At 48.8% G+C, this 23,383-nt stretch carries 25 protein-coding genes, 1 tRNA gene, 1 rRNA gene and 2 riboswitches; of the genes, 15 read left to right on the top strand and 12 right to left on the bottom strand.

The genetic code is table 11. The annotated features are described in order from the left end of the window. From rrf to AC0LWN_RS31195, 10 genes are all read left to right on the top strand, one after another. Nucleotides 1-100 (top strand): 5S ribosomal RNA (rrf, locus tag AC0LWN_RS31240); the annotation flags it as partial. A 389-nt stretch (nt 101-489) separates the two neighbouring features. Beyond that, nucleotides 490-1,947: an IMP dehydrogenase gene (gene guaB, locus AC0LWN_RS31235; protein ID WP_458967751.1), complete on the top strand. Its 1,458-nt coding sequence runs from the start codon at nt 490-492 to the stop codon at nt 1,945-1,947. Nucleotides 1,948-2,067: 120 nt separating this feature from the next. Continuing rightward, nucleotides 2,068-3,459 (top strand): D-alanyl-D-alanine carboxypeptidase family protein, encoded by a 1,392-nt coding sequence (locus AC0LWN_RS31230; RefSeq protein ID WP_474672272.1) that lies wholly within the window; start codon nt 2,068-2,070, stop codon nt 3,457-3,459. Nucleotides 3,460-3,571: 112 nt separating this feature from the next. Beyond that, complete coding sequence (pdxS, locus tag AC0LWN_RS31225) at nt 3,572-4,453, top strand: pyridoxal 5'-phosphate synthase lyase subunit PdxS (protein ID WP_474672269.1); 882 nt, start codon at nt 3,572-3,574, stop codon at nt 4,451-4,453. Nucleotides 4,454-4,472: 19 nt separating this feature from the next. Continuing rightward, a complete protein-coding gene (gene pdxT / locus AC0LWN_RS31220) occupies nt 4,473-5,057 on the top strand; it encodes a pyridoxal 5'-phosphate synthase glutaminase subunit PdxT (RefSeq protein WP_474672267.1) in 585 nt (194 codons plus the stop codon). Between the two features lie 85 nt (nt 5,058-5,142). Beyond that, the gene (gene serS, locus AC0LWN_RS31215; RefSeq protein ID WP_474672265.1) at nt 5,143-6,432 is read left to right on the top strand and encodes a serine--tRNA ligase; all 1,290 of its coding nucleotides are present in this window, start codon (nt 5,143-5,145) and stop codon (nt 6,430-6,432) included. A 64-nt stretch (nt 6,433-6,496) separates the two neighbouring features. Next, a tRNA-Ser gene (locus AC0LWN_RS31210) sits at nt 6,497-6,585 on the top strand. 357 nt (nt 6,586-6,942) lie between these two features. After that, nucleotides 6,943-7,284: a hypothetical protein gene (locus tag AC0LWN_RS31205; RefSeq protein WP_474672262.1), complete on the top strand. Its 342-nt coding sequence runs from the start codon at nt 6,943-6,945 to the stop codon at nt 7,282-7,284. Nucleotides 7,285-7,296: 12 nt separating this feature from the next. After that, nucleotides 7,297-7,449: a small acid-soluble spore protein P gene (locus AC0LWN_RS31200; RefSeq protein ID WP_458967757.1), complete on the top strand. Its 153-nt coding sequence runs from the start codon at nt 7,297-7,299 to the stop codon at nt 7,447-7,449. Between the two features lie 99 nt (nt 7,450-7,548). Next, nucleotides 7,549-8,643, top strand: a complete 1,095-nt coding sequence (locus AC0LWN_RS31195; RefSeq protein ID WP_474672259.1) for a DUF6612 family protein — start codon at nt 7,549-7,551, stop codon at nt 8,641-8,643. Nucleotides 8,644-8,723: 80 nt separating this feature from the next. On the opposite strand, the gene AC0LWN_RS31190 is transcribed toward AC0LWN_RS31195, so the two are convergent. Continuing rightward, nucleotides 8,724-9,281, bottom strand: coding sequence for a GNAT family N-acetyltransferase (locus AC0LWN_RS31190; RefSeq protein WP_474672257.1), 558 nt, complete (start codon nt 9,279-9,281; stop codon nt 8,724-8,726). A gap of 40 nt (nt 9,282-9,321) precedes the next feature. Then, nucleotides 9,322-9,831 carry a tRNA adenosine(34) deaminase TadA gene (tadA, locus tag AC0LWN_RS31185; RefSeq protein WP_474672255.1) on the bottom strand — a complete coding sequence of 170 codons (510 nt, stop codon included), beginning with the start codon at nt 9,829-9,831 and terminating at the stop codon, nt 9,322-9,324. A gap of 304 nt (nt 9,832-10,135) precedes the next feature. Between tadA and AC0LWN_RS31180 the strand changes: the two genes are divergently transcribed. Both AC0LWN_RS31180 and rluF read left to right on the top strand, forming a co-directional pair. Then, entirely contained in the window at nt 10,136-12,463 is a 2,328-nt protein-coding gene (locus tag AC0LWN_RS31180) for an ATP-binding protein (RefSeq protein ID WP_474672253.1), read from the top strand. After that, nucleotides 12,453-13,154: a 23S rRNA pseudouridine(2604) synthase RluF gene (gene rluF / locus AC0LWN_RS31175; protein ID WP_474672251.1), complete on the top strand. Its 702-nt coding sequence runs from the start codon at nt 12,453-12,455 to the stop codon at nt 13,152-13,154. Before AC0LWN_RS31180 ends, rluF begins: the two co-directional genes overlap by 11 nt. Nucleotides 13,155-13,228: 74 nt before the next feature. On the opposite strand, the gene motB is transcribed toward rluF, so the two are convergent. Further along, entirely contained in the window at nt 13,229-14,044 is an 816-nt protein-coding gene (gene motB / locus AC0LWN_RS31170) for a flagellar motor protein MotB (RefSeq protein ID WP_474672249.1), read from the bottom strand. Further along, nucleotides 14,028-14,828, bottom strand: coding sequence for a flagellar motor stator protein MotA (gene motA / locus AC0LWN_RS31165; protein ID WP_474672247.1), 801 nt, complete (start codon nt 14,826-14,828; stop codon nt 14,028-14,030). The genes motB and motA overlap by 17 nt, the downstream gene beginning before the upstream one ends. Nucleotides 14,829-15,028: 200 nt before the next feature. Between motA and AC0LWN_RS31160 the strand changes: the two genes are divergently transcribed. Continuing rightward, nucleotides 15,029-15,322 carry a hypothetical protein gene (locus AC0LWN_RS31160; RefSeq protein ID WP_458967794.1) on the top strand — a complete coding sequence of 98 codons (294 nt, stop codon included), beginning with the start codon at nt 15,029-15,031 and terminating at the stop codon, nt 15,320-15,322. A 193-nt stretch (nt 15,323-15,515) separates the two neighbouring features. Next, a complete protein-coding gene (locus tag AC0LWN_RS31155) occupies nt 15,516-15,803 on the top strand; it encodes a 4a-hydroxytetrahydrobiopterin dehydratase (protein WP_458967765.1) in 288 nt (95 codons plus the stop codon). 111 nt (nt 15,804-15,914) lie between these two features. On the opposite strand, the gene AC0LWN_RS31150 is transcribed toward AC0LWN_RS31155, so the two are convergent. The 6 genes from AC0LWN_RS31150 to AC0LWN_RS31125 form a co-directional block, all read right to left on the bottom strand. Next, nucleotides 15,915-16,271 carry a c-type cytochrome gene (locus tag AC0LWN_RS31150; RefSeq protein ID WP_474672278.1) on the bottom strand — a complete coding sequence of 119 codons (357 nt, stop codon included), beginning with the start codon at nt 16,269-16,271 and terminating at the stop codon, nt 15,915-15,917. Nucleotides 16,272-16,360: 89 nt separating this feature from the next. Then, the gene (locus tag AC0LWN_RS31145) at nt 16,361-16,846 is read right to left on the bottom strand and encodes a GNAT family N-acetyltransferase (protein ID WP_474672245.1); all 486 of its coding nucleotides are present in this window, start codon (nt 16,844-16,846) and stop codon (nt 16,361-16,363) included. 192 nt (nt 16,847-17,038) lie between these two features. Continuing rightward, on the bottom strand, nt 17,039-17,530 hold the full coding sequence (locus AC0LWN_RS31140; RefSeq protein ID WP_458967768.1) for a C40 family peptidase: 492 nt from the start codon (nt 17,528-17,530) through the stop codon (nt 17,039-17,041). Nucleotides 17,531-17,535: 5 nt separating this feature from the next. Beyond that, nucleotides 17,536-17,678: riboswitch (cyclic di-AMP (ydaO/yuaA leader) on the bottom strand. Nucleotides 17,679-18,015: 337 nt separating this feature from the next. After that, nucleotides 18,016-18,444: a C40 family peptidase gene (locus tag AC0LWN_RS31135; RefSeq protein ID WP_474672276.1), complete on the bottom strand. Its 429-nt coding sequence runs from the start codon at nt 18,442-18,444 to the stop codon at nt 18,016-18,018. 57 nt (nt 18,445-18,501) lie between these two features. Continuing rightward, nucleotides 18,502-18,640: riboswitch (cyclic di-AMP (ydaO/yuaA leader) on the bottom strand. A 231-nt stretch (nt 18,641-18,871) separates the two neighbouring features. Further along, nucleotides 18,872-19,702 (bottom strand): hypothetical protein, encoded by an 831-nt coding sequence (locus AC0LWN_RS31130; protein WP_474672243.1) that lies wholly within the window; start codon nt 19,700-19,702, stop codon nt 18,872-18,874. Between the two features lie 11 nt (nt 19,703-19,713). Continuing rightward, nucleotides 19,714-21,717, bottom strand: a complete 2,004-nt coding sequence (locus tag AC0LWN_RS31125; RefSeq protein WP_474672242.1) for a M1 family metallopeptidase — start codon at nt 21,715-21,717, stop codon at nt 19,714-19,716. A 153-nt stretch (nt 21,718-21,870) separates the two neighbouring features. Between AC0LWN_RS31125 and AC0LWN_RS31120 the strand changes: the two genes are divergently transcribed. Next, complete coding sequence (locus tag AC0LWN_RS31120) at nt 21,871-22,374, top strand: YwhD family protein (RefSeq protein WP_474672240.1); 504 nt, start codon at nt 21,871-21,873, stop codon at nt 22,372-22,374. 98 nt (nt 22,375-22,472) lie between these two features. Here the strand turns inward: AC0LWN_RS31120 and AC0LWN_RS31115 are convergent, their stop codons facing one another. Together AC0LWN_RS31115 and AC0LWN_RS31110 are read right to left on the bottom strand one after the other, a co-directional pair. Beyond that, nucleotides 22,473-22,946: an AbrB/MazE/SpoVT family DNA-binding domain-containing protein gene (locus AC0LWN_RS31115; RefSeq protein ID WP_458967772.1), complete on the bottom strand. Its 474-nt coding sequence runs from the start codon at nt 22,944-22,946 to the stop codon at nt 22,473-22,475. A gap of 175 nt (nt 22,947-23,121) precedes the next feature. Beyond that, nucleotides 23,122-23,346: a DNA-3-methyladenine glycosylase gene (locus AC0LWN_RS31110; RefSeq protein ID WP_474672238.1), complete on the bottom strand. Its 225-nt coding sequence runs from the start codon at nt 23,344-23,346 to the stop codon at nt 23,122-23,124. Nucleotides 23,347-23,383: the final 37 nt, after the last annotated feature.

Below are 23,383 nucleotides of genomic sequence, written 5' to 3'. Positions count from 1 at the left end.
AGGGGTTCCACGCGTACCCATCCCGAACACGACCGTTAAGCCCTCCAGCGCCGATGGTACTTGGACCGAAGGGTCCTGGGAGAGTAGGACGCCGCCAAGCAACATGAAGCCATTGTTGAGCAATCGACAGTGGCTTTTTTTTGTTGGAATTATATACTTTTCTGATCCTATGGACAGTGTTAAATCATGGATACGCATTGCAGAATTGTCCACTCTATACGGACTTTCGTCCAAGAATTCGCTTACCCGGTGTCCGTTTTCCGAATACTTTCTCAGATGATGTAATATTCTTGACAGGCCAAAAGCCCTTTGCTAAGATGGCAATAATATATTTTTGGACAAGCATCTCAAACCTTAATTGAAGATACGGATACGTCTAGCTTTCAGGTCTTTATCGGTGTCTGTCTGGTATGGACTTGAGCCTTAGTTTCTTCATCATAAAGTTTGCGGGCAGTTAGAATAACATATAATCGAGGAGGAATGACCCAGGTGTGGGAAGATAAGTTTGGCAAAGAAGGATTAACTTTTGATGATGTGCTGCTGGTGCCGCGTAAATCCGAGGTGCTGCCGAAGGAAGTAGATCTGGCCACGGTACTAAGCAAAAATGTGAAGCTGAACATCCCTTTGATGAGTGCGGGTATGGATACGGTCACGGAAGCAGCTATGGCGATTGCAATTGCCCGTGAGGGTGGGATCGGCATTATTCATAAGAATATGTCCGTGGAGCAGCAGGCGGAAGAGGTGGACCGCGTGAAGCGCTCCGAAAGTGGCGTTATTACGAATCCTTTTTCTCTTACACCAGAACACTTGGTATCCGATGCTGAAGTCCTGATGGGGAAATACCGTATTTCCGGTGTGCCTATCGTCGATGAAAGCAATAAGCTGGTTGGAATTCTAACGAATCGCGATCTTCGCTTTATTCATGATTTCAATATTCAGATCAAAGAAGTAATGACACATGATAACCTGGTCACCGCTGCCGTGGGTACTACGCTTCAGGAGGCAGAAGTTATTTTGCAGCGTCATAAGATTGAGAAGCTGCCTCTGGTGGATGAGAACAACATTCTCAAGGGTCTGATTACTATAAAAGATATCGAAAAAGCCATTCAATTCCCGAATGGTGCCAAGGATGCTCACGGCCGTCTGCTGGTTGGTGCAGCGATTGGGATTTCCAAGGACATGCTTGAACGGACAGAAGCTTTGGTAAAAGCCGGAGTCGATCTTATTACTGTCGATTCCGCACATGGTCACCATATCAATATTATTGATGCTGTCCGCAAATTGCGTGAGCTGTACCCGGATCTTACAATTATAGCCGGCAATGTGGCCACCGGAGAAGCAACCCGTGAGCTGATTGAAGCCGGAGCTTCAGTAGTTAAGGTGGGAATTGGTCCTGGCTCGATCTGTACCACACGTGTAATTGCCGGTATCGGTGTACCTCAGATTACAGCGATCTATGATTGTGCTACAGTAGCCCGCGAGTATGGTATTCCAATTATTGCGGACGGCGGGATTAAATACTCCGGAGAGATTACCAAAGCTATCGCTGCTGGAGCATCTGCTGTTATGATGGGCAGCATGTTTGCCGGTACGGAAGAAAGCCCGGGGGAATCGGAAATTTACCAGGGCCGCAAATTCAAAGTGTACCGTGGTATGGGCAGTATGAGTGCTATGAAGCAGGGCAGTAAGGACCGCTACTTCCAGGATGATGACAAGAAGCTGGTTCCGGAAGGCATTGAAGGGCGCGTTGCTTTTAAAGGAAGTCTTTCCGATACGGTTCATCAACTGATTGGCGGCCTGCGCTCAGGTATGGGATACTGCGGAACGAAGAATTTGACAGAGCTGCGTAACGATACTACGTTTATCCGGATTACCGGAGCCGGGTTGCGCGAGAGTCATCCGCATGATGTACAGATTACAAAGGAAGCTCCTAACTATTCCTTGTAATTTGGCGTATATTTTATGGACAGGCAGGACTAATTCGTCCTGCCTGTCTTTTTTTGCAGGTACCCCTGTGTTAGAATAGAACAAGCAATAATATGAGGGCAAAAAGGAGAGTAGTAATCATTGAAGCACAAGCGTAAATTCAGCGGTAAACAATTTGTGATTAAGACAGCGGCAGTAGGTCTGCTTTTAAATATGTTAGCATTTCCTGTAGGTTCGGTACTGGCTGAAGCGGCGAAGACACCGGCAACGACTAAGTCGGGCACGGCAGCAACAACAACTCCTAAGACAACTGCAGTTAAGATTCCTTCGGTAGAGAGTCTTGGACTTAACTTGAAATCGGCGGTATTGATTGAAGCCTCCACGGGTGAGGTGCTTATGTCCTTGAATGCGGACGTTGCTCTGCCTCCGGCAAGTATGACGAAGATGATGACGGAATACCTTGTTGCGGATGCCGTAAAGAAAGGCCAGCTCTCTTGGGATCAGAAGGTCATTGTGCAGGAGAATGCCTCCAAGCAAATTGGCTCGCGTATTTTTCTGGCACAAGGGGATGAACATACTGTAAAAGAGCTCTATATAGCGATGGCGGTAGGCTCTGCAAATGATGCCACTGTAGCTTTGGCGGAGCAGGTAGCAGGATCTGAGCAGCAATTTGTAGCATTAATGAACGAAACTGCGCAGAAGATGGGCATGAAGACAGCTTATTTCATTAACTCAACCGGCCTTGACCGGGCCGATATGCCTGCGAAATTCCAACCCAAGACTGACCGTGAAACCGTAATGTCTGCTATGGATGCAGCCATTCTCGCCAAATATATTGTTACCGATCATCCTGATTTCTCGGATTTCACAACTATACAGTCTTATAAGTTCCGTGAACGTGATGCGAAGCCGATCATCAACTATAACTGGATGCTTGAAGCGAACAAGAACATCCCTAACTTCAAGGCCTATGCCTATCCAGGCCTTGATGGACTGAAGACAGGGCATACTACCAAGGCGGGCAACAACTTCACAGGTACTGCCGTTAGGAATGGAATGCGGCTGATCAGTGTTGTAATGGGAGCCAACTCCGAGGCCCACCGTTTCACTGAAACGAAGAAGGTGCTTGATTTTGGCTTCAATAATTTTGAGGTCAAACAAGTTGTAGCACCTAAGGCTGTGATTGCCGGTAATGAGACAGTGCCTGTGCTGAAGGGCAAGAACAAAGACGTTTCCGTAGTTACGGACGCCGGAGTTACCTTTATCGTGCCTAAGGGAACCACTTCTCCGCAAATCAAAACCACCGTTGTAACCAATGATCCAGCGACTTTGGTTGCGCCGATTCCGGCAGGAACCAAGGTGGGTAAGGTTACCTACTCATACCAGGTGGCAGGGATTTCTCAGGTTCAGGAGAAAACCGTTAATCTGATTACGGCAGAAGAGGCTGAGAAGGCCGGCTGGTTCAAGCTGCTGATGAGAGCAATCGGAGAATTTTTTGCCGATCTGTTTAAAGGAATCAAGAACTTGTTCTAATGGCGCTAAATGTTGAAAATTGGAGATATTCCGAGTAAATACGTTGTATATATTGCCGCCTTGCGGTAAAATTATTAGTTAGATTAAGGAAGATTAGTCGGGAGGCTTGGACATGGAAACAGGAACAGCGCGAGTTAAAAGAGGTATGGCAGAAATGCAAAAAGGCGGCGTCATTATGGACGTCATGAATGCAGAGCAGGCTAAAATTGCTGAGGCTGCGGGTGCAGTAGCCGTTATGGCTCTTGAACGCGTACCTTCTGATATCCGCGCAGCGGGCGGTGTAGCACGGATGGCCGATCCTACAATTGTAGAAGAGGTTCTCAAGGTGGTAAGCATTCCGGTTATGGCCAAAGCTCGTATCGGTCATTACGTAGAAGCTAAGGTTCTGGAATCACTGGGTGTGGACTACTTGGATGAGAGTGAAGTGCTTACTCCCGCTGATGAAGTGTTCCATATCAATAAGCGTGAATTTACGGTTCCGTTTGTATGCGGGGCAAAGGATCTGGGTGAAGCGCTGCGCCGCATTAACGAAGGTGCTTCCATGATCCGGACCAAGGGTGAACCGGGAACAGGCAATATCGTTGAAGCTGTTCGCCATATGCGCTATATTAACAGCCAGATCCGTAAAGTAGCCAATCTTTCACTCGATGAGCTATATAATGAAGCTAAGACATTGGGTGTTCCTTATGAGCTGCTGCTTGAAGTACATGAGCTTGGCAAATTGCCGGTTGTCAACTTTGCCGCTGGTGGTGTAGCAACTCCCGCTGATGCTGCTTTAATGATGCATCTGGGCGCAGACGGTGTATTCGTAGGCTCTGGCATTTTCAAATCGGACAGCCCAGAGAAGTTTGCCCGTGCAATCGTTGAAGCAACGACTCACTATACGGATTACAAATTGATTGCAGAAGTGTCCAAGAATCTCGGCACCCCGATGAAGGGAATCGACATTGCCACACTGTCACCAGCAGAACGCATGTCGGAACGCGGTCGTTAATAGAGAGAAGGTTGTCCGGATGAAGATAGGAGTATTGGCGCTTCAAGGCGCCGTGTCAGAGCATATTGTCAGTATAGAGAAGACCGGTGCGCAAGGCTTGCCAATCAAGCGTGTAGAGCAGCTTGAGGAGGTCCAGGGGCTAATCATTCCCGGCGGAGAGAGCACAACCATTGGCAAGCTTATGCGGAAGTACGGCTTTATTGAAGCCATACGCGATTTTGCCGGGCAAGGCAAGCCGATTTTCGGGACATGCGCCGGTCTGATTGTACTGGCTAAGCGTATTGCAGGTGGCGAACCGGGTCATTTGGAGCTTATGGACATTACCGTTGCCCGCAATGCCTTTGGCCGTCAGCGGGAGAGCTTTGAATGCGATCTGGAGGTTAAAGGTATTGATGAGCCGGTGCGGGCTGTGTTTATTCGCGCACCACTCATCAACGAGGTTAGTCCTGAGGTCGATGTGCTGACGGTCTATAACGACGAGATTGTGACCGCACGCCAGGGCAATCTGCTTGTATCCTCTTTTCATCCGGAGTTGACAGATGATTACAGGCTGCACCAATACTTTGCCAATATGGTGAAGGATAGCGTAGCAGCCAACCAATAAAACTGCATATAAGAACATCCTGACTCTTTCAAAGCTGTGAACAGCAATTTGAAAGAGTTATGATTGTTTTCAGGAGGGAAACTTTGTGTTAGATGTAAAAGTATTGCGCAGTGACTACGCCAAGGTCGAAGAGGCGCTTGGGAAGCGCGGCAAGTCGCTTGATTTGATCGCTGAATTTCCGCAGCTCGATCTGCGCCGCCGTGAGCTGCTGCAAGAGACAGAAGGACTGAAGAACCGCCGGAATACCGTGTCCGGTGAAGTTGCCAAGAAGAAAAAGAACGGCGAGCCTGCCGATGACCTGATCACAGAAATGCGTACCGTATCTGACCGGATCAAAGAGCTGGATGACGAGGTGCGCGAGCTTGAGGCCCGAATTGAAGAATTGACTATGAGTATTCCGAATATTCCCCATGAGTCTGTGCCTGTAGGCAAATCAGAGGAAGAAAATGTTGAAGTGCGCCGCTGGTCACAGCCGCGTGAATTTGGGTTCACGCCGAAGTCACATTGGGAGCTGGCGCAGCAACTGGATATTATTGATTTTGAAGCCGCTGCCAAGGTTACGGGCTCACGGTTTGCTTTTTATAAAGGGTTGGGAGCGCGGCTGGAACGTGCACTGATTAACTTCATGATGGACCTTCACAGCGGGGAGCATAGCTACGAGGAGATGCTGCCGCCATATATCGTCAACAGGGACAGCCTTTACGGCACTGGCCAGCTTCCCAAGTTCGAAGAGGATCTGTTCAAGCTGCGGGATACTGAATATTATCTCATTCCTACGGCTGAGGTCCCGGTTACGAATTACTATCGTGAAGAGATCCTGACCGCTGCAGATTTGCCAAAATATCATGTGGCTTACAGCTCCTGCTTCCGTTCTGAAGCCGGCTCGGCGGGCCGTGATACCCGCGGGCTGATTCGCCAGCATCAGTTCAACAAGGTAGAGCTGGTCAAGCTCACCACACCTGAGACCTCCTATGAGGAGCTGGAAAAGATGACAGCAGACGCAGAGCGCGTACTGCAGCTGTTGGAGCTGCCGTACCGTGTGCTCGCGCTCTGCACAGGTGATATGGGCTTTACCGCGGCCAAGACGTATGACCTGGAGGTATGGCTGCCGGAATGCGGGATGTACCGTGAAATCTCCTCTTGCTCCAATACTGAGGATTTCCAGGCGCGCCGGGCAAATATCCGTTACCGTAAGGAGCCTAAGGCCAAGCCTGAATTCGTTCATACGCTGAATGGCTCCGCTCTGGCTGTTGGCCGGACAGTAGCTGCCATTCTGGAGAATTATCAGCAAGAGGATGGCAGTGTGTTGATCCCTACAGCGCTGCAGCCGTACATGCGGAATGTTAAAGTGATTAGCCCTAAAGCTAATCAATAATTATAGTTGCATTTTTCTTGGAATGTGTGGTACAATCCTAATGCATGTGAAATTTTGATGCATTGGAGAGGTACCGAAGCGGTCATAACGGGGCGGTCTTGAAAACCGTTAGAGTGCAAGCTCACATGGGTTCGAATCCCATCCTCTCCGCCATTCCTTTAATAGCTAAAATATGAACAGATATAAGCTGCCTTCCTTGGAGGGTGGCTTTTTATATTGTTATTGGAACCTGTGCCAACTGTATCAGTTGAACAAAGAAAATATTAAAAGGGCAGAAGTGACGGAGGGGAAGTTTGGAACTGTAGGAGCGAACGCGTCCGCCTTTGTCTGCGGATTTCCACCGCGAAGAGCGGTACAAATTGAAGAAATCTGCAGACAACAGCGGCCGGAAGTCCAAACATTCCCCGCAGTTACGACCAGGCCCCAATATGAAAATCTATTGTTCAACCTATATAGAATAAAAAGCCCCATTTCTCCGCAATGTATTAGAGAAGGAGGCTGATAAGAACAATGAACCGACAATTGCAGATGGATCAGCAAAGTCTGGTTTCTGCGTGGCAGGAGCGTTTGCCTGCCCTAATGGAGGATGGAGACAGTTTTAGCGTACAGGGTGATGAGGCGGACCGTAACAGCCTGCTGATTCATTTTAATGCCGCCGGACATCAAGCCTATACCCTTGATTTCCGCTGTACTTATGTCGATAGCCGTGAGGTGTCTGTGAATCTGATCGACGTCGAGCAGGATGGACGCCATACGGATGAACGTGCCGGCGCTATTCAACAGTTGGCGCAGCAGTACACGAGACAGATTCACGAATGTGCCCAGGCGCTTCAAGGCTTGACCAATCCATAGGAGGTAACCGTAATGAGCAAACCCAAAAGTGTGCCTGTTCCTGGAACCGAGGAAACCCGTCAAAGCCGGCGTAACGATCATAAATCCTCCGGACCTGAGCCGCTTTCCGGCTCCAAAAAGGTAAAACAGGCCAATCATGTGGACCATCATAACCCGCAAGGCTGAAAACATGGGATAATATGAAACAAATGGTTTCTGTTATTTGCCAAATGGTTTATCATTAAGGAGGGGAAGAATCTTTATACATGGGAGAGGAGATTTTTAATGAAAAAAAGATGGGGGTTATCCGCTGCTGCTTTGTTGCTTACAGCCGCAGTAATTTTGCCTGGCTGTGCTAACAAGCAGGAAGCACCTAAAGAAGCTTTGAAGTCCGCCGCTATCAAAGCGACTACACTGAAGTCATATGAAATGAAAAGCAAGGTGGTCATTAACAATTTGACTATTGATGCGCCAACCGGTGGTGAGACAGATGCGACAACTGCGCAGGTGCTCAGTATGCTCAAGAACGCTGACATTTCAGTTGAGGGTGTATATCAGGCAGAGCCATTGCAGACTGAATTAACAATGGTGTTGAATCTGAAGGGCGATATGACGATGTCCTTCAACATTCCTATGGTTATGGCAGGGGAGAAGATGTACATCAAAATCCCGTCAATTCCATTTTTGCCGCTCCCGGAATCAGTTGTTGGCAAGTTTATAGAGCTTGATCCTAAGGAACTGGCAGAGCAGGGAGGAACCGACTGGAATCCTGCCACTATGGATACTCAGAAGATGCAGAAGCTCTCCAACGAGGTGCTGAACACATTGATGGGCGAGTATGATGAAGCAAAATATTTTAGCGATATCAAACTGAAGGATGCAGGCTTGCCGGAAGGCGTACAGGCCGAACAGGTTGTACAGTTCAAGGTGACCAATGATAATGTCAAAGAAGCGCTCACCGTTCTTGTGAATAACGCCCTGCCGAAGATCATTGATATCCTGGGCAAGGAAGAATACAAGGGTATGCTGAATATTGGTGACACCGATCTGTCCAAAGCTAAGGAAGAGCTGCAATCCAGTGAGTCCCGCAAGGAGTTCGACAAGGACTTGGCTGACCTCGGCAAGTATCTGACGATCAACCAATTCCATCTCAATACTGCGATCAACAAAGATAATTACCCTGTGTACCAGGATCTGCTGATGGATTTCAAGGTCAATGATCCGGACAAAGGCGAGAATGTCAGCTTATCCGTAAGCGCGAGCAATCAATACAGCAAGATTAATGAGAAGCAGACGTTTAAGATCGGTATTCCTAAAGGCGAGGATGTTATTACCATGGAAGAACTGCAGCAGCAGTTTGGTAGTCTGGGCTCTTATTAAACTCACGTAGCAATAGAAATCCCGCATGTGTGAAATTTCATCACGCATGCGGGATTTTTTTAGAAAATATACGCTTCTTCCTATTGCACGACATCTTCGGCGAGGATGGCGTAGGTGCGGTGATCCTGGAATTCTCCATTGATCTTAATGAAGCGGCGGGCTACCCCTTCAGCCTGGAAGCCGTTCTTCTCCAGAACTCTGCGGGAGCCAGTGTTGTGCAGCAGGATGGCGGCTTGCACTCTGTTCAGGCCAAGGGAGCGGAAGGCGAACTTTAGAATGAGGCCTACGGCAGCGCTAGTGTATCCTTTTCCTTGTATCGCAGAATCAATAAAATAGCCAATATCGGCATATTGTCCGACGCCGCGGACTACATTGGAAATGGTGATCTGCCCGACCAGCTGACCGTCCAGCAGAAAGATGCCGAACATATATCCCTTGTCCTGCCGGGATTCCTCCAGGCGCTGGCTGATGAGCTGCTGCTGGCTCTCCAGCGTGAAGTAGTCTTCCTCACGCAGAGGCTCGAATGGTTGATGCTGCTCTTTATTGCGAAGGCGCAGCGTAAGTAATTCGTCGGCATCCACAAGCTGCAGCAGTGAAATATAAATGCCTTGAGTAGTGTCGTATAGCTTAATAGTCATGTGGGTTCCTCCCTTTTGATATAGCAGTGCTCTGGGATGTTTAGGGCCTGGAAGGCTTCTGGCGCAAGCGGCGGAAAAAGGTGGTCAGCAGCTCTGCACATTCCTTTTGTAATATGCCTTGGATAATCTCGGTACGGTGATTAAACCGCGGCTCCTCCAGAAGATTCATGAGAGTTCCTGCGCAACCGGCTTTGGGATCAGGGGTGCCATATATGGTAAGCGGTACTCTGGACTGGACCATCGCTCCGGCACACATGGGACATGGCTCCAGTGTAACGTACAGCTGGCAATCAAGCAAACGCCATGAATTCAGTGCGGCACTGGCTTCGCGGATGGCCACCATTTCAGCATGGGCGGTGGAATCCATTGTCGTCTCGCGCAGATTATAGCCGCGTCCAATAATTTCACCCTGGCGGACAACAACCGCACCAATGGGGACTTCTCCCAGCGCTTCTGCCTTCTTGGCCTCCGCAATCGCTTCTCTCATCCAAAATTCATGTATCGCCAAATCCTCGGGTGGCAGTTCATTATGTATCCTATCCAAACTCATCTTCCCTTCTGCAATCGTTCCTTGTACAACGAACAAATATTCGTTCTTAACAAACTGTGCACAACTCTGTGGATAATACCCGATTTATGCACAATGTTGTACACATAGCTATCTGATAAAATGTTTATATGTGCATAACCTGTGGATGGTTTCTCATCCATTGTAGAGAAAGTGTCAGTGAAATTCAATATTTCGCGAAACAGAGGGCCTTTGTGAAATGTCTTTTCAAATGGAGGGGCAAAAGGTATGATGTTTATTGAACACTCCGCTAGGATTTACCAGCGGTAAGAGGTGAAAAAACAGCTTGTCCATAAAAATAAAATTATCGGCAATTATTTTTGGTTCGGTGCTTCTAATTTTGACGCTTACCCTTACCCTTAATCTTCATGCTGCCCGGAGCAATCTTCGTAATGAAAGTATAAACAACATGAAGATGACCGCCAAGCAAATTGCCGTTTCCGTCGAGCAGAGCAGTTACAGCTCTAATTATGTGCAGCACCAAATCGCCCGGAACCTGCGAATGACCGCTATCCTGGCCTCCAGGGAGCTTGATCCTGATATCAAGAATGTGAAGAATGAGCAGCTGCGGGCGCTTGCTCTTAAGCTTGGTGTGTCTAATATTTCACTTCTGGTCAAGACTGATGATGATATAGTAGTTGCCAAATCCTCAGATCCAAGTGAGCTTGGTCTGTCTACCAATGGGATGGGTTATTGGTATGTAGCCCTCCTTGAGCTGTTTACGGGTCAGGAGGTATCGGTTGAGCAGGGAGAGAGCTTTGAGAATTTCTGGTCCGGACCGTTTGAATACTCGACCTCCAATCCGAAGTATATTGAGAAGTGGGGATACTATCATGATAAAGCAAGAAACTACATTATAGATCCTTACATTCGCAGCACAGCGGTGAGTGATTATATTAGAATTATGAATCCTGATGAGATCGTCCGGCAGTCCAAAGAGGTGAACCCGGGAATTCTGGAAATCACAGGCATAAATCCCAAAACCTTTGGATCACCCGGCATGCAGCCGGATGGAAGCGATTCAGCCAATCAAAAGCTGCGAACTCGTCCCATTAAATATGGTACCTATACCTTTGGCAACGTGGAGGAGGATAAGGCGGCAGTTATGGAGGCGGTAAGCGGTGGAAAGCCGATCACACTGGATACACAAGCGCTTGGCAAAAGAGTGCTCAAAAGCTTCATCCCAATTATGCAAGCGGGTACAGAGAATTATGTCATCAGTGTGGTTATGGATTATTCGGTCATTTCTTCCGTCATCAAGAAGCAGTTGATTAATAATGTCAGCACTTCAGTTATACTGCTTGTAGTCTTTTTTGTCGTGAGCTATATTCTGGCGGGTATTGTTACCCGGCCGATTAAGGATATACTGGCAAAGGTAAACGATGTGGCCAGAGGCAAGTTCGAAACTCCGTTAAAAGTAGACAGCCGTGATGAGCTGGGACAACTGGCCCACCGGATTAATGCCATGACCTCACATCTGCTGCAGCATACCAACCGGCTGGGGCAGACGCTGGAAGAGAACCGGGCAGTCAAGGAACATCTGGAGTCGGTAATCAACGGTACCTCTGATGCCATTCATACAATGGATATGGATGGCCGGATTACCAGCACGAATCGGGCTTTTGAAGAGCTGTACGGCTGGAGTGCGACTGATACATTACCTAGGACGCCTTATCTGGTACCTGCCACAGCTCAGAAGCAGGAAGAAATCAGGCTGAAGGAGCTGAAGAATGGAGCGGTTCTGCCTCCCCTGGAGACCATAAGGCTTAAACGGGACGGCTCACTTGTTGAAGTCAGTGTCAGCACCTCGGTTATTCGCGATGAGGAAGGAGAGCCACAGTCCTTTGTCCATGTGTCGCGCGATATGACGGAGCGGAATCGGATTGAGGAGCTGCTGAGACGTTCCGAGAAGCTGACTACAGTTGGCCAGCTTGCCGCCGGGGTTGCGCATGAGATCCGAAATCCGCTGACCACACTGCGGGGATTTCTGCAGCTTCAGCAGGAGAAGAAGGTTTTGGTTCCGCTTCATGTTGAGCTTATGCTCTCGGAGCTGGAGCGGATTAATCTTATTGTCAGTGAATTTTTGATTCTGGCCAAGCCGCAGGCCGTCCATTTTCAGCAGAAGGATGTCCGGCACATCCTAAGTGATGTGGTCTCTCTCTTGAACAGCCAAGCACATCTTTTCGGAATAGAGTTCGAGACGAAGTTCTCGAAGCTGCCGGCAACGGTCCACTGCGAAGAGAATCAGCTTAAGCAGGTATTTATCAATGTCGTCAAAAATGCGATTGAAGCTATGCCTGAGGGTGGCACAATTACACTGGAGCAGGATACCGTTGACGGTTATGTAGTCATAGTGATTTCCGATGAGGGAGTAGGCGTTCCTGAGGAAATGCTGCCCAAGCTGGGTGAGCCGTTCTTCACCAACAAGGAGACGGGAACCGGACTCGGGCTGATGGTCAGCCAGCGGATTATCCAGTCCCATAAGGGCAGTATGGAAATCCGCAGTGAATACGGATGCGGGGCTGAAGTAACAATTAAGCTGCCTGCGGCTGGCGGGGTTGCACCCGGGCAGAGCATGAATGAAGAACGGAGTGAAGACATACATGAGGATTAATAAGTTCATCAGTGAGACAGGATACTGTTCACGCCGTGAAGCAGACAAGCTGGTGGAAGGCGGCAGGGTTACCATCAACGGAGAGCGCGCTGTGCTCGGCAGTCAGGCTGAGACGGGGGATGAGGTGCGAATAGACGGCAAGCTTCTTGAAACGGGCAACAAGGTCGTATACATCGCTCTGAATAAGCCTGTGGGTATCACCTCCACCACAGAAGCGCATATTCAAGGGAATATTGTCGATTTTGTTGGACATCATGAGCGGATCTTTCCGATCGGACGGCTTGATAAAGACTCCGAAGGATTAATTCTGCTTACGAATGATGGGGATATCGTCAATAAAATATTGCGGGCGGAAGGCAAGCATGAGAAAGAATATATAGTCACTGTAGACCGCCCTATTACACCATCCTTTATTACGGGGATGTCGAGCGGTGTCAAAATACTGGGTGGGCGCACGCTGCCCTGTGAAGTGACGCGGGTCACCGAGCGGGTCTTCCGCATTATTCTTACAGAAGGCAAGAACCGGCAAATCCGCCGGATGTGTATGGCGTTTGGCTATGAGGTCAGACGGCTGCAGCGCATTCGGATAATGAATATTCATCTTGGAGCCATGAAAACGGGGGAGTGGCGTGACCTGACTGCACAGGAGAAGCAGGAGCTGGGAGCTAATCTGAACTACCAACTGCAGTAAGCAAAGAATAAGAGCTGATCTGAAGGTCTTGAGGAGACCTTCGGATCAGCTCTTTGTTTGATTGTACAATAAATCTAATTGCCGGAAGTGGGGACATTCGTGGTTTGCGTCGCATCCTGATATTTACGAAGGATGGACACTTCCACACGGCGGTTCTTGGCACGGCCTTCAGGTGTAGTGTTGGGAGCAATCGGATGATATTCGCCATACCCGATGGGACTGAACTTCACCGGGTTCAAGTTAGGATTCAGCAGCAAAATCTTCATGAATTGCAGCGCCCGGGCCACACTGAGATCCCAGTTGGAGGAGTAGATGCTGTTGGAAATCGGAACGTTATCCGTATGCCCCTGTACCAGCACTTCATAATCGGGAAATTGCTGCAACATGGCCGAGATGGACTTTGCAAGCTGACGGGAGTCATCCTTAACGAATGCTTGTCCGGAAGCGAACAAAGCGTTGTCGCTGATGGTGATCATTAGCTGCGATTGATTCAGCTTGGTGCTGAGCAGATCGGTCAGTCCGTTATTCTTAATATACTGATCGAATTGCTTCTTCAGCTTCTCCAGATCCTCTTGCTCTTTCTGCTTCAGCTTGTTCAAATCATCTTTACCGGTACTTTGGGACAATACATTATTCATTTTTTCTTCTTTACCCTGGTCAAGCTGGGTATTCGTAGGAGCATCTGATTTATATTCCAGCACTCCGCCTCCACCGTTAAATACGGATTTGAAGGCCTGGGCCATTTCTTCAAATTTCTTGGCATCTGTAGCGCTCATAGCGTACATAGCAAGGAACAGAGCGACCAGAAGGGTCATTAGATCCGAATAAGGCAATAGCCAGGATTCATCGGCATGCTCTTCGTGCTCCTCATGTCTAGTCTTTTTGCTCACTCGAAGCACCCTCCTTGTCAGCTAGCTTCGCACGTTCAGAAGGCGTAAGGAAGACGGAAAGCTTCTGGTTGATGGCGATGGTCGATACCCCGGATTGGATGGACAAAAGGCCTTCCACCATCATCAGTCTGACCTCAATTTCGCGTTTGGAGAGCCGTTTCAGCTTGTTCGCAATCGGATGCCAAAGCACATAACCTGTGAAGATACCGACCAGGGTGGCAATGAAGGCTGCCCCGATGGCGTGTGCCAGCTTTTCTACCGCGCTCATATCCGATAGTGCGGCAATCAGCCCGATAACGGCCCCGAGTACCCCTAGCGTTGGAGCGTACATACCTGCTTGTGAGAAAATCAGCGCTCCGGCCTTATGACGGTCCTCTGTAGCGTGAATATCTTCCATTAATACATCGCGGACAAACTCCTGGTCGTTACCGTCGATAATCATCCGCATGCCGTTGCGAAGGAAGTTATCTTCAATTTCATCGACCTTAGATTCCAAGGCAAGCAAGCCTTCACGGCGGGTAATAGAGGCCCATTCCATGAACATGGTGATGAGTTCAGGTTTGCTGACCATTTTCTTGCTCACAAATATTAGTTTAAACAATTTGGGGAGTTTCTTGATTTCCGACATCGGGAAAGCCATGAGCAGTGATGCTGCTGTACCCAACAGGATAATTACGTAAGCTGCAGGGGCTTCCAAGGCTTTTAACGGGGCCCCCTTTAGGAACATCCCCCATACTATTGTAACCAAACCAAAAATCAAACCAAGTATTGTTGAAATTTCCATTTACGCACCTCGTCCATGAGAATTAGGAAGTGATCCGACTATACCGCGTGTATCATCCATGAACAGCGGTGGGACACTCTGTCTGACCAATAACGTATATTCTTATTTATCGACAGCATTCCCTTTTTTGTGAAGTCATTTTTTCGGCTATAATGAGTAGGGTAATATTATTCATCTGTGGAGAAAACGGAGTGATTGACGTGGGTGTGAAGCATGGCAGAGATTACAGCGAAATTTTGAGTGAACTGACAGAAGCGGTAGGAAGGATTTCGGACGGGTATTTATTTTTTGAAATGGAGCCGGATGAGTGGCAGGAGCTGCCGCAGGAATCGAAGCTGGAGGTCTGGGAAGCGCTTGCTGAGGACCTGTTCTATGCTCTGGGCAATGAGCCGGTTATAGAGGTTGGCAGCGGCGTTGTGATCTACGATAAGGATACGCACCGGATTAACATTCTGCTTGGAGAAGAGGATCTGGCTTCGGTCCTTCTGGTCTAGGAGGCAGGCTGCAGCCTGAGGGCGGTTTGCCCGCAGCCTTCGCATCGTGGTAAAATTGATGGAGCCGAGTACTATTTGCCGGGATTTTTGAATACATTAAACCGAAAAAAAGCCTTCATCCTGGCGCATCCCTTGGACTTTATAAGCTGAGGGATGTTTTGTTTAATGCAAATTAAGTAAGGGAGGAAGAACATTGCAATTTACGGAGGAAGAGCTGCGGGAGCAGGTAGGCAAGCTGGAGGGCTGGAAGCTGGAGAAGAATAAGATGGTGCGCAAATACGTGTTCAGCGAATATATGAAGGGCATTGCATTCGTAGATGAGGTAGCGGCCATATCGGAAGCCTTCGAACACCATCCGCATATTACAATTGATTACAAGACCGTCACGCTGCGGCTGGCTGCAGATGAGGAATGCGGAATTACAGCGCTTGATATTCGTGAAGCTCATGAATTTAATGAAGCCTTTGAGAAAACCCGTTAGCATACTTAATCCAAGGGATAGCGAAGATTACTCTAAATTATTATATAAAAAATGCCCACGCATAGGAGCTGCTGCATCCTTGCTGGGCATTTTGTGTTTGTAGTGCACGAGCTATTTCTTCTCGGCAAGCCACATGGCAACGTTCGCGATCTCCTCGGGTTTCAGCTTTTCTTTGAAGGAGGGCATTTGCCCGCGTCCCTTGGTCACGATACCGAAGATTCCCTCTGCATCATGCTTGCCGCCTTCCTGCTGGAGACTCGGTCCTACACCGCCCTGAAGCTGATCGCCGTGGCAGGTGATGCAATTGAGCTTAACCGTTGACTCCGCACTGGCCGCATTCAGCTCGACCGCCGGCATCGTCGGCTTATTCTCCTCAGCGACCTCAGCTTTGCCGGGTAAGGTAAATATTAAGACTACCGCAAAGGCGCAGGCGGCAAAAAACAAACCGCTCATGATCCATTTCTGCATCTGCATCCGTCCCCTCCATGTAAGCTGCTTCCTACATTATACAAGAAGGTAAAGCGTTATCATAGCTTTGTGTCAAAAAAATGAACGTTTTATTTACCATAGACCATGCAGTAAAATGGCTTGTCGCCAGTTGGGGTCCGGCGTTCATAGGTGTCGGTTATAGTGAACCCGCTTTTCTGGTAAGCACGGATGGCCCGCTGGTTCCAGGTCAGCACCTCAAGGTCAATCTCGCGCTCTGGATAACGTGCCAGGGCTGCCTCAACGACAGCAGCTGTGAACAGATGTCCCATACCTTGACCACACAGCTCGGGACGCATGCCAATCCCCAGCCGCACTACACCTTCCATCGGGAATAGCTGTGCGAATCCGCAAAGGGAGCCTTGCCCGTTTACTACGGAGACGTATTGTTCGCTTCGCAGCCGCGGATCACCGAATTCAATTTCCAAAGCCTGCATTTGCTCCCAGGGCATCCATCCGTAGATGTTGTACGGGGGCTTGTAATTCCATTCGCAGATTTCTGCGGCATGCGTGACTTCCATAGGCACAACGTGAAAAGTTACCGGGGAACTCATCATAAGGCCACCGACCTCCTTTCAAGACAACAAAACCTTATTTATCTAATTATATACAATACAGTCTCTTTCCGATGCACAAACTTTAAGGGGGAGTTAATATATTGAAGGGGTAAGTATTTAATGTAGACAAAAAAACAAGCCCTCCTCCAAGATTTCGATAAAATCCTGGAGAAGAGCTTGCCTTATGACATTTTATTGTACATCGTCATTGTCTTGGGAATCGGAGGCTACAGACTGATAAGCATCTGTGCTCATAATCCGTTTGGCGCCAACGTAGCGGTTAACGTAGTAGCTGTCATTCAGTGAACTAACAGTTACACCGCGTTTGGACGATGCATGTGCGAATTTGCCGTCACCGACATAAATGCCGACGTGGGATACACCTCTTCCGCTTGTATTGAAGAATACAAGATCTCCCGGTCTGATACTGTCACGGGAAACGGCTGTGCCCATCTGATATTGGGAGCCTGATTGGTGAGGAAGGTTGATGCCGATCTTATCGAAAACGTACATTGTAAATCCGGAGCAATCAAAACCGTTTGTCGAGATACCGCCGGATACATACTTGGTTCCGATGGCTTTGTCGATAACCTGATCCATTTTGGAATCCGCGAAAGCGCTTCCTGCTCCGATAGTAAGAACAATGGAAAAGCTCAGTAGTGCTGCTGCTAGCTTCTTCTTCAAAAGTAAATACCCCTTCCAAATGCCTACGAGGTTAGCTTAAGGGTTCGGTTGAAGGTCCCCTATGACCCCTCTGTGAATAGGAGGTCAATTCACCCAAAATCGGTTCCCCCGTTCCCCTAATGATTAGGGAACTCGGCACGACTGTTGATTAGGATTAGCTTACGGATCTATACATGACAAAACTTTTGTAAAACTGCTTTGAATAATTACAAAAATGTTACTATCAACTCACTGCGATAATTGTAGCAAAGACGGAAGCACTTGGCAATCACTAAAAACATATTCTTGCATATTTTTTGCGATTTTTGTGAGTTTAATTTATTATAAAGGGCTTACAATAACATGCCAGGTCAGATTTACGATAGGCTTATTGACATGTAGAGCAAAAAGGAAAAACCCGGAAGGTTGATTACGGCAATAATCAGCTTCCGGGTTTGTATAAGCTACATTTAGTTGTTAGAGGTTGTCATTGTCAGCGGGGATAATTAATCGTAAGCGACAGCCTGATAAGCTGTTGTACTCATCACGCGTTTGGCGCCAACATAGCGGTTGGCCCAGTAGGCTTGACTCATCGAAGTTATGGTCACTCCGCGTGAACTGGAGGATTGTGCGAATTTTCCGTTGCCAACATAAATCCCGACATGGGAAATCCCACTGCCCAAAGTGTTAAAGAATACCAGATCGCCCGAACGCAAATTGTTGCGTGATACGGCAGTTCCGACCTTAAATTGCGCTTTCGATGTGCGAGGCAAGGTAAGACCTACGCTTTTGAACACATAAGAGGTGAATCCGGAACAATCGAAGCCGGCAGTGCTGGTGCCCCCGGTTTTATATGTAGTTCCCAGTGTTTTTGTGATCACATTGTCCATTTTGGAATCCGCGAAAGCGCTGCCAGCTCCCAGCGTGAATACCATTACCAGCCCTAATGCTGCTGCGGTGCATTTTTTCTTAAAATTGTGACTTTTCAAAAGATGTACTCCTTCCAAGGCCGGCGAGGTTAGCTTAAGGATTCGGTAGAAGGTTCCCCTATGACCCCTCTAAAGCGAGATCAATTCACCCAAAAAATGGTTCCCCCACTTCCCGGTGCAGGGAATTTGGCGTATTATGCACCGAACAGTGACAAATCGACAATCTTAAATGCTGCGAAGCGTAAATCAGATGTGACAAACAGTTCTGCAAAGATTACAAAATTGTTACTAGTGGTACAGGCATCATTGTACCAGAGGGTCTGCTGTTTTGCAAATAGGTAAGATTTGTCGCATGCGCAGGTACACAAGAAAAGAGTCACGCTCCCCCTAGAGAAGCAGTGACTCTTGTTATTATGCCGATCTGGCAGTGTAATTATTGTGGAAATGTTTTACTGCACCAGAGGTGATATTGCGCGGCTGTCCCCCACATTTTGAACAGAGTGGTTGGAAGGGGGGAGAGCTGCTTAAGGAGAAATGCGGGCAGTCCAGGGCTGAATATCGCTGACAATCCGCAAATGAGCAGCACCGCCAGCCCGCCGACCCCCATCAGAACGGATATGCCCACGGATGGCAGCAGCACTTTCAGGCAAACCAGCAGGGAGGAGAATATGCCTGTTCCGGCGGTATAGCCGAACTGCATGTACAGCAGCAGCTTGCGGATAAAGAAAAGATATAATAGCCAGACCAGAATATAGGGAACGAGCTTGAGCAGCATTTTATAATCAAGGATGCCATTTAGCAGGAGACTGTACATTTTGGGGAGCAGCCAGTACAGAGGAAGGAACGAAAGCGCCCATTCCGCTATGCTGAACAGCAGGACCGGAAGCCCATACCGTCTCATACCCGGAAAAAAGAACATTCCACGTTCGCCTTTGCGCTCCTGATGCAGCTCATGCAGCAGTCCCGCCCGGATAAAGGGGGAGACCAGCAGCCGCACTGCGCTAAGTAGGAGAAGCATCCACAGCCAGCGCTGCACATCAGGATCGTTGCCTAGAGCAAGCTGTCCCTCGATATAATACAGGAGTCTGCCTATTGCGCTGCCGCCAGCATATTGATCGGGATAACGCAGCAGCACCGAGATGACAGCGTCTTTGATGAACTTGTACATGAAATAGCTCCAGAACAGCCGGTAGATAAATAACAGAATCAGAATATAAAATTGCTCTTTCATGCTGTGCCAGCCGCGGGTTATCGCTCTCTTCACAATCCTTCACCTCACCAGACAAGAGTTCCGAGCAGGTTTTCAAGCAGGTTAGTTATGCTAAGCGTCCAACGTGAGAGTGTAGCTGGCCGCAGCTCCGACAGTCTAAAGTTATTAAGATGCTTGCTCTCAAGCAGAATGGAGTGCGCCGGATCAATCTCTGCCGAGATAAGCGGTGCTTTGTAGGATAGCTGAATTGTAGTGTTCTTCTCTTCACCACTCCAATATTTTTGAACGGTGTACCCGTCCGAGAACATGAACTTTATTGGAACCTCCCCATAACGGCTTCCTTTGTTGCTGACTTCCACCGATGATTCATAGCGGGGGGGTTCTGTCCCTGTTTTTTTCATGGCAATTGTGATGTTATCTACGGCAAAGTCAGGCGCACCGCCGCTGTAGATGTATTGATCGAAGTAGGCTTGCCATGATTTTTTGGTCACCTTTTCCACAACTTTCTGAAAATCGGCGGTGGTAGGATGATGAAAACGGTATTTGCGCGCGTAGGCGGACAGAATGCTGTCCATTGTTTTGGTTCCCACCTGCTTCTCCATATCCTTCAGCACCAGCTTGCCCCGGATGTACACGTTGCGGGTGTAGGAATCATCTCCGGTATACTTCCAGGTCTCCAGATTAAGCGGCTGGGGAGAGGTCACCAGGCTGGTCTGCAGCGGAAGGCTCGCGATCACCCCGTATTCTTGCTCCATCAGCCGGTCTTCTGCATAAGAGGTGAAGCTCTCATCCAGCCAGGCTTCCTCAAATTCATTGTTCGCTACCATACCGTAAAAAAACTGATGCCCGATTTCATGGATAACCGTACGTTCAAGCTGGGTGCCCGGAGCATCGTCGCCTGCGGCGGCAGCGGTGATAAGCGTGGGATATTCCATCCCTCCGGCCCCGTTCCCCCCTTTGGGAGGAACAACGATGCTGAGCGTCGAGTAAGGATAAGGGCCGTACCATTTGCTGAAGGCGCTCAGAGCAGCTTTGGCGGCCTGGAAGTAACGCTCCTGCAGGTCCTTGTGCAACGGGTCCAGATAGAGCTTGATCCTTACACCAGGTACCTCAGCGGTTGAGAAGGCTTCTTCTGAGACCACAAAGTCGGGGGAAGCTGCCCAAGCGAAATCATGGACATCATCGGCGTAGAACTGGTAGATCTTCTGATCCTGCTTCAACCTGGGGTTTTTTACCGGAAAGCCTGTTGCGGCAACTATATAGTTGGAGGGAACAGACAGGGTTACGTTATAAATGCCAAAGTCGCTGTAGAACTCGGAGGTGCCGTGATATTGATGCAGATTCCAGCCCTCCTGCTTTACACCACGGGTACCGGCAGGCTCATACACGCTGATTTTGGGGAACCATTGTCCTGCCATTACAAAACTCCCGGATACCCCCATGCGGGCGAAAATTTTCGGCAACTGGACGTCAAATCTCAGCTTGAGTGTGACACTTTCTCCGCCGTTCACCGGCTGCGGGAGGTGTACTTTTACCAGTGTTTTGTCTTTCATATTGCCGTCGTCCGGCTGAACATATTGCAGCCGCTGCATGAGCGAGATACCTTCTGAGGTCCGCAGATCGGTTAAAGTCATACTTCCGTAGCCATTTGCAGGCATGGCATCTCCGCGAAGCTTGCCTCCGGACTCCTTCATGAATGTGGTATCTTTAGATGCGAAGGCATTGGGGTACAGGTGAAAGTAGAGGTCTTGTACCGGTTTTTGACCGGGGTGGGTCCAGGTTACCGTCTCAGAAGCCTGCAGCAGCTCTGAACCCGGAATAAGCTGCGCCGCAATATGATACTCTGCTACCCGCTCGCTTAAGGCCTCCGAGACAGGGAGCGGCTTACTCTCAGGAAGAATGGGCTGGAGCGTTTTGGTCTGTGCGGCTGAGGGGGACTTGGCCTCTTTTGGAACAGCGGCTGAAACGGCAGGGCTGTGCCCTGAGAGTGCCCAGATTGCGCTGCCCAGCAGGGTGAGAGCGGCCAGGGCTGCAAAGATAAGGGTGTACCTTAATGACAGTAGCTTCATACTGTGATTCCTCCCGTGACAAGCATCTACGGGATGTATATGTTTGCATTCGCCGCATTATTAGCTAAAATTAAATTATATAAGATGAACTTGAGAATGAGCCTGACATTCTCAAGTTCACGTTCTATTAGTGAAAGGGAAGGATGTGCACTTGTGGATAACAACCAACCGGAGGGCAAGAAGCCGATAGCTCTAAATATCGTGAATGCCAAGAGCAAGCATAAAGGCTTCGGCGCAGGCTCCATTGACTTGAATAATGTATCGCCGGTTATTATTGACGGTGGTGAAGCTGTTATTGATATCGGTGCCATGCATGCCAAGAGCAAGGTGGAGAAAGGGATTAAGTTCAGCGTGAACCGGGAGGATGTTCCGGATGGCAGACAGGTCTGGGTCGTGTGGGTAGCGGTGGACCGTACACCGGAAGGACAATCCTACGGAGGAATCACCGCCTGCGAAATGTGGATTGACACTGAGGCCCGGCGCGGCTGGAAGATTCTTGCCGATCATGTGAATAAGCTGGATTCAGCCCTGAAGCGGAAAATCATTCTGGAGGGATTGGGAGCCGAAGAGAAAGCTGCACTGAAGTCGCTGCTGGTCGCTCACAATGAAGATTGGTGGAACGGCTCCTCAGAAGAGCTGAAAGCCGCTTTGTCTTAAAGAGTGAATATACAACTGGAATTTAAAAACGGCCAAGCTCTCCTGCAAGCTGGAGGGCCTGGCCGTTTTGTATGAAGGTAACAGTGTGCCTGATCTGTCTAGGATCTGCTGAGCATGCTGAGTTTGCGCTTTAGCTGGCTAACCCGGGCCTGGCTGATGCCAAGAACCTCGGCGAGCTCCTTCTGGTTGGCATAGGGATGCTCCTCTATGGCCTTCTCCAGACGTTGGCTCATTTCTTCTGTCTTTGTCCGCCGGCCTCCGCGGCCGGGTTCAGGACTGTCTTCTGAGGCAATCAGCGGTTGTATGATCTCTTCGTCCGTACGATCCGGATTGCCAAGCTCCTTCAGACAGTTGTTACAAATAAACTGGTCCTTATAGTAGGTCACGTGATCAAGGCTTCTGCAGAACGTGCATTCGGTTGAGGTGTACTTTCTAAGCACAATAACTTCGTCATCCAAAATAAAAAATTCGATAGGATCCCCAATGTCAATATTTCGTGTCATGCGGATTTCTACGGGAACCACAATTCTACCAAGACTGTCTAAACTCCGGATCATGCCTGTATCCTTCATCCCATGTCCCTCATTTACATCTTTATATTTTTTGTGGATATCTATGATTATAGCAGTAATTGTAAGTTTAGAGAACGGGTAAGCGCATTCAAATTATGATTTTTTTTGTCAAAAAAGGAAGAAGATAACGAAATTTAAAACCTCTCCGTCCAGGAAGTCCGAACGGAGAGGTTAATTAGGGTTCTATTGTCTTTACCCAATACAGTGCCTCCGAAACAGCGGAGGCCGTTTTTATGTCAGCCTGAAACCCTGGCCGCCTTATCGGCCACAGACCATACGGATTGCCCAGGATATAGAAGCGCCAGGGAAGCTGCGCGTATTCTTCGGCATACGGTATGTTAATACGGGGAGCTGCTGCAATATCCAGAGACTCGGGCGGGTCGCCTTGCTCCAGCCACAAATGCCCGCCCGGAATATCCAGCCAGCAGAGCAACCGG

Source organism: Paenibacillus sp. sgz302115, assembly GCF_056120445.1.
This window is presented reverse-complemented; position numbering and strand designations above follow the sequence as displayed.